At 72.7% G+C, this 4554-nt stretch carries 8 protein-coding genes; all 8 read right to left on the bottom strand.

Annotation, left to right across the window (positions count from 1 at the left end; all coding sequences use genetic code 11):
* A partial coding sequence (locus HF577_RS36575) for a gamma carbonic anhydrase family protein (RefSeq protein ID WP_169400578.1) occupies window positions 1-350 on the bottom strand: 350 nt, incomplete at its 3' end.
* A 97-nt stretch (window positions 351-447) separates the two neighbouring features.
* A complete protein-coding gene (gene mnhG, locus HF577_RS36570) occupies window positions 448-798 on the bottom strand; it encodes a monovalent cation/H(+) antiporter subunit G (protein WP_169400577.1) in 351 nt (116 codons plus the stop codon).
* Window positions 795-1061, bottom strand: a complete 267-nt coding sequence (locus HF577_RS36565) for a monovalent cation/H+ antiporter complex subunit F (RefSeq protein WP_169400576.1) — start codon at window positions 1059-1061, stop codon at window positions 795-797. The genes mnhG and HF577_RS36565 overlap by 4 nt, the downstream gene beginning before the upstream one ends.
* Entirely contained in the window at window positions 1058-1654 is a 597-nt protein-coding gene (locus HF577_RS36560) for a Na+/H+ antiporter subunit E (protein ID WP_169400575.1), read from the bottom strand. The genes HF577_RS36565 and HF577_RS36560 overlap by 4 nt, the downstream gene beginning before the upstream one ends.
* Window positions 1651-3183, bottom strand: a complete 1533-nt coding sequence (locus tag HF577_RS36555; RefSeq protein WP_169400574.1) for a Na+/H+ antiporter subunit D — start codon at window positions 3181-3183, stop codon at window positions 1651-1653. The genes HF577_RS36560 and HF577_RS36555 overlap by 4 nt, the downstream gene beginning before the upstream one ends.
* Window positions 3180-3647 carry a Na(+)/H(+) antiporter subunit C gene (locus tag HF577_RS36550; RefSeq protein ID WP_169400580.1) on the bottom strand — a complete coding sequence of 156 codons (468 nt, stop codon included), beginning with the start codon at window positions 3645-3647 and terminating at the stop codon, window positions 3180-3182. The genes HF577_RS36555 and HF577_RS36550 overlap by 4 nt, the downstream gene beginning before the upstream one ends.
* Window positions 3647-4216 (bottom strand): MnhB domain-containing protein, encoded by a 570-nt coding sequence (locus HF577_RS36545; RefSeq protein ID WP_246267945.1) that lies wholly within the window; start codon window positions 4214-4216, stop codon window positions 3647-3649. The genes HF577_RS36550 and HF577_RS36545 overlap by 1 nt, the downstream gene beginning before the upstream one ends.
* 37 nt (window positions 4217-4253) lie before the next feature.
* On the bottom strand, window positions 4254-4554 hold a 301-nt coding region (gene mbhE / locus HF577_RS36540; protein ID WP_312859618.1), incomplete at its 5' end, for a hydrogen gas-evolving membrane-bound hydrogenase subunit E.

Below are 4554 nucleotides of genomic sequence, written 5' to 3'. Positions count from 1 at the left end.
GCCCCGACCACGGCCCCCGCCCCGATCGTGGCCCCGTTCAGCACCACCGACCCCGACGAGATGAGCGCGCGGTCACCGATGGTCGCGCCCTCGATGTGCACGTTGTGCCCGACGGTCACCTCGGCGCCGATGATCGTCGGCTCCTGCGGGGTGCAGTGGATGATCGACCCGTCCTGCACGGAGGTACGCGGCCCGATCTCGATGCGGCCGTCGTCCCCGCGGAGCACCGCGGAGGGCCAGACCGACGCCTCGGCACCGATCGTCACGTTGCCGATCACCACGGCGTCGGGATGGACGTAGGCGTCCGGATGGATGGCGGGTTCGACCTCGCCGAGCGCGTAGAGGGGCACGCGGGCGAGCGTAAACAGCGGCCGTTGATCGCCGCGAGCCGCACCTGTCCGCCCTCGGCAGGGCCATCACGTACATCTCACGGCGATCTTTCCGGGGTCAGTCCGGCGGGAGCTCCTTGGCCAGCTCGTCCACCACCAGCAGGTCGCGCCGAACGCCGCCGCTGCGGTAGGCCGACCGGCCGGCGAGCTGCGAGATCACCGGGGCGGTGATCACCTGGAACAGTGCGACGAGCGCGAGGGTGACGGCACTCTCCAGCTCCACGCGCAGCGCCGTACCCGCGAGCACCAGCAGCAGGCCGAGCGTCTGTGGCTTGGTGGCCGCCTGCAGCCGGGCGAGCAGGTCCGGCAGCCGGACCATGCCGATCGCGCCGAGCAGGCACGACAACGCGCCGAGGAGCAGCAGCACCGCGGAGGCGACGTCGAGCGCGGTGTCGGGTACGGGGGTCACCGGTGCCGCTCCCTGCGCTCCGCCAGCCGCATCGCGGCCACCGAGCCGACGAACCCGAGCAGGGCGACCGCGGCGAGCAGCGGGATGTTGGAGCCGTCCTCGTAGAAGGCCACGTACACCGCGGTGGTGGCGACGAGGAGCACGACGAACGCGTCGAGGGCGGCGATGCGGTCGAGGGTGTCCGGCCCCAGCAGCAGCCGTACGAGCGTGAGGGCACCGGCGAGACCCAGCATGCCCAGGACGACCGCGAACACGATGTTCATCGCCGCGCTCCCGCCCCGGCGATCCGCCGGTGTGCCTCCGCCAGCTCCTCCGGACGGCCGAGCGCCGCGAGCACCCGCCGCTGCATGTCCATCGCGCGGAGCCGGGCGCGTTCGGCTCCGTCCCGGTCGCGCGGTCCGAGGGCGTAGATGTACCAGATCTCTCGCTCGTGATCGATCTGCAGCACCATCGCGCCCGGCGACAGCGACAGCGCGTTGGCCATGACCGTGACGACCCGGTCCGACCCGGAGAGCAGCGGCACGGCCACGATCGTGCCCTGCGCCCGCGGCCCGTGGCGCAGGATCTGCCAGCTCACCTCCACCCCCGAGGCCACGAGGTCGTAGAGGAGGAACGCGACCAGGCCGAGCAGCGGCAGCGGCCGCACCGGCAGCCGGTCCGGCAGCGGCGGCATCCGGAACAGGGCGCTGACGAGCACCGCCACCAGCACCCCGCCGACGATGCTCAGCAGGGTGAACGTGCCCCACAGCAGCACCCACACCAGCGTCAGCCACACCACAGCGGGCAGCCGGGCCCGCACGGCGTGCACCCCGCGCCTCCCGGTGCGCCGGTGGTCGTCGCTCCCCATCTCGGTCATCGGCCCTCCTGTGCGCCCAGCACCGCGTCGACGTAGGGCGTCCGGTCGATCAGGTCCACTCCCGCGCGGCCGGTGAGCACGGTGAGCGGGCCCGCGAACACCGCGATCGCCAGGCTGACCGCCACCAGGCCGGCGGTCGCCGCGTACATCGGCATGGACGTCCGTGCCGTGCCCACGAGTACCTCGTCGGTGGGGTCCTCGTCGGGACGCGGCGGCCTGGGCTTGCCCCAGAACACCCGTACCCATACCCGGACCAGCGCGTAGAGCGTCAGGAGGCTGGCGAGGATCACCACGCCCGCTACCACCTGGGGCCCCAGGCCGGCGGCCGCCCCGGCCTGCAGGAGAGCGAGCTTCGCGACGAACCCGGCGGTCGGGGGGATGCCGGCCAGCGTCATCGCCGGGATCGCGAAAAGGACGGCGAGGCCAGGGGAACTGCGGGCGAGCCCACCCATCTCGTCCAGCGACACCGTGCCGGTGCGGCGCGTGATCAGGCCGCTCACGAGGAACAGCGTGGCGAGCACGGTGATGTGGTGGGCGGCGTACAGAGCAGCCCCGGACAGTGCGGCCGCGTCGAACACGGCCAGGCCGAACAGCATGAACCCGATGTGGCTGACCAGCAGGAACGACAGCAGCCGGTTGAGGTCGTTCTGGACCAGCGCACCCAGCGCCCCGACCAGCATCGTGGCCACCGCCAGCACGAGCAGCAGCGTCCACGGCTTGTCCCGGCTGAACAGGAGCGTCTCGGTGCGCAGCAGCGCGTAGAAGCTCACCTTGGTGAGCAGGCCGGCGAACAGCGCGGCCACCGGGCCCGGCGCGTTGGGATAGCTGTCGGGGAGCCAGAAGTGCAGCGGCACGATCGCCGCCTTGATCCCGAAGACGACCAGCAGCATCAGGCCGAGCACCGACTGGACGCCTCCCGGCAGCGTCCCGATCCGCTCGGCGAGGTCGGCCAGGTTCACCGTGCCCGTGGCCGCGTACACCAGGGCGATCGCGGTGAGGAACAGCAGCGACGACAGCAGGCTGACCGTCACGTACGTCATGCCCGCCGGGATCCGGGACGCGCCGGTCCGGCGCGTGATCAGGACGTAGGACGCGGTCAGCATCAGCTCGAACGCCACGAACAGCGTGAACAGGTCCCCGGTGAGGTAGGCGAGCGAGACGCCGGCGCAGAGCATCAGGTACATCGGGTGGAACGTCGTGCTCGCGGTGCCGCGGCCGTAGTCGGCGATCCGCTGGTCGATCGCGTACACCAGCACGGCGAGGGTGACGAGCGTCGAGACCAGCAGCAGCAGGGCCGAGAGCCGGTCGGCCACCAGCGCGATGCCGACCGGGGCGGCCCAGCCGCCGAGCTCGGCCACGACCGGGCCGCGCTCGTCGGCCGCGACGAGGAGCACCGCGGCGAGCACCGCCACGGCCGTGAGGACGACGATCCCGACCACGCGCTGCAGCGCCGCCGACCGGCTGCCGACCACCGTGACGGCGGCCCCGAGCATCGGGAGCAGCACCGGCAGCGTCAGTACCGTGGTCACGAGCGGTCCCGGCCCCGGGCGGCTTCCGCCTCCACCTCGTCGTCCGCGCGTTCGAGATCCTGCTCCGCATCATCGGAGCCGTCGCCCGACTCCAGCGGGGCGGACGGCACCTTCTGGCGCGCGATCCGCCGGTCCTCCACGTCGTCCTGCACCTCGTCGTGCCCGACCAGCACGAAGGCGCGGTAGCCGAGCGCGAGCAGGAAGGTGGTGAGCGCGAAGGTGATCACGATGGCCGTGAGGGCGAGGGCCTGCGGCAGCGGGTCGGCGAACGACTCCGGCGGCGCGGTGCCGACGATCGGCGGCCGGCCCGGGGGCCCTCCCGCGAGCTGCAGCAGCAGGTTGGTGCCGTGGCCCAGCACGACCACGCCGATCAGCACGCGCATCAGCGACCGCGACAGCAGCAGGGTGAAACCGACCCCGTAGAGGACGCCGACGGTCAGCGCCATGACCACGTTGATGGTGATCACAACGCCTCCCCTGCGTCGTCCATGTCGCGTTCGATGCCGTCGCCGAGGGCCCGCAGCAGGTCCAGCACCACGCCGACGATCAGCAGGTACACCCCGACGTCGAGGAACAGGCTGGTCTGCAGTTCCACCGGGCCGAACAGCGGCACGTCCGCGGCGAGCTTGGTGGTGGAGAGCACCGGAGCCCCGAACGCCGCGGGGACCAGCCCCGTGACCAGCGCGACCGCGAGGCCGCTTCCGATGACGACCGGTGCCCGGGGACTGACCACGGCCCCGAAGTCGGCGTTCCCGCCCGCGATGTAGCGCAGGACGAACGCGAGCCCGGCCACCAGCCCGGCGGAGAACCCGCCGCCGGGCCCGTAGTGGCCCACCAGCAGCAGGTAGAGGGAGAAGACGAGCACCGTCGGGAAGACCGCCCGCGTGGTCATCTCCAGCAGCAGGCTCCGGTCACCGGGGCGGCGGCACTCGCCCGACAGCAGCCACTCCCCCCGCGGCCGGTCCCACTCCTCGAAGGGCACCGGGTCGCGGCCGTCGTTCAGCCTGCTCGTCATGCCCGGCCCGTCCGTCATCGCCTGCCCTCCGCCTGGTGCCATCGCCCGCTGCTCGTCACCCGAGGAGGTCCTCCTCGTGCTGCGGGGTGTTCTGCCCGCTCTCGACCGGCCCCCGGCGGCCGCGCCGGTCGTGGCGGGTGGCGAGCACGAGGCTCGCCACCCCGACCGCCGCGACGGCCAGGACACCGATCTCCCCGACGGTGTCCAGCGCCCGGAAGTCGACGATGATGGCGCTGACCACGTTGGTCGCCCCGGCCTCGGCGGGCGCCAGCCGGACGAACTCCGCGGTGGTCGCCGACGGCGTGGTGCGGGCCCCGGACATCACGATCGCGAACACCGCGACGGCAGCCCCGCCC

The sequence above is a fragment of the Pseudonocardia xinjiangensis genome (genome assembly GCF_012911925.1).
GTDB classification, from domain to species: Bacteria; Actinomycetota; Actinomycetes; order Mycobacteriales; family Pseudonocardiaceae; genus Pseudonocardia; species Pseudonocardia xinjiangensis.
This window is presented reverse-complemented; position numbering and strand designations above follow the sequence as displayed.

Excerpts from the sequence above, each read along its gene's own strand:
- HF577_RS36560 (WP_169400575.1), bottom strand. The coding sequence starts at position 1,654 with ATGACCGAGATGGGGAGCGACGACCACCGGCGCACCGGGAGGCGCGGG.
- HF577_RS36565 (WP_169400576.1), bottom strand. The coding sequence starts at position 1,061 with ATGAACATCGTGTTCGCGGTCGTCCTGGGCATGCTGGGTCTCGCCGGT.
- HF577_RS36545 (WP_246267945.1), bottom strand. The coding sequence starts at position 4,216 with ATGACGGACGGGCCGGGCATGACGAGCAGGCTGAACGACGGCCGCGAC.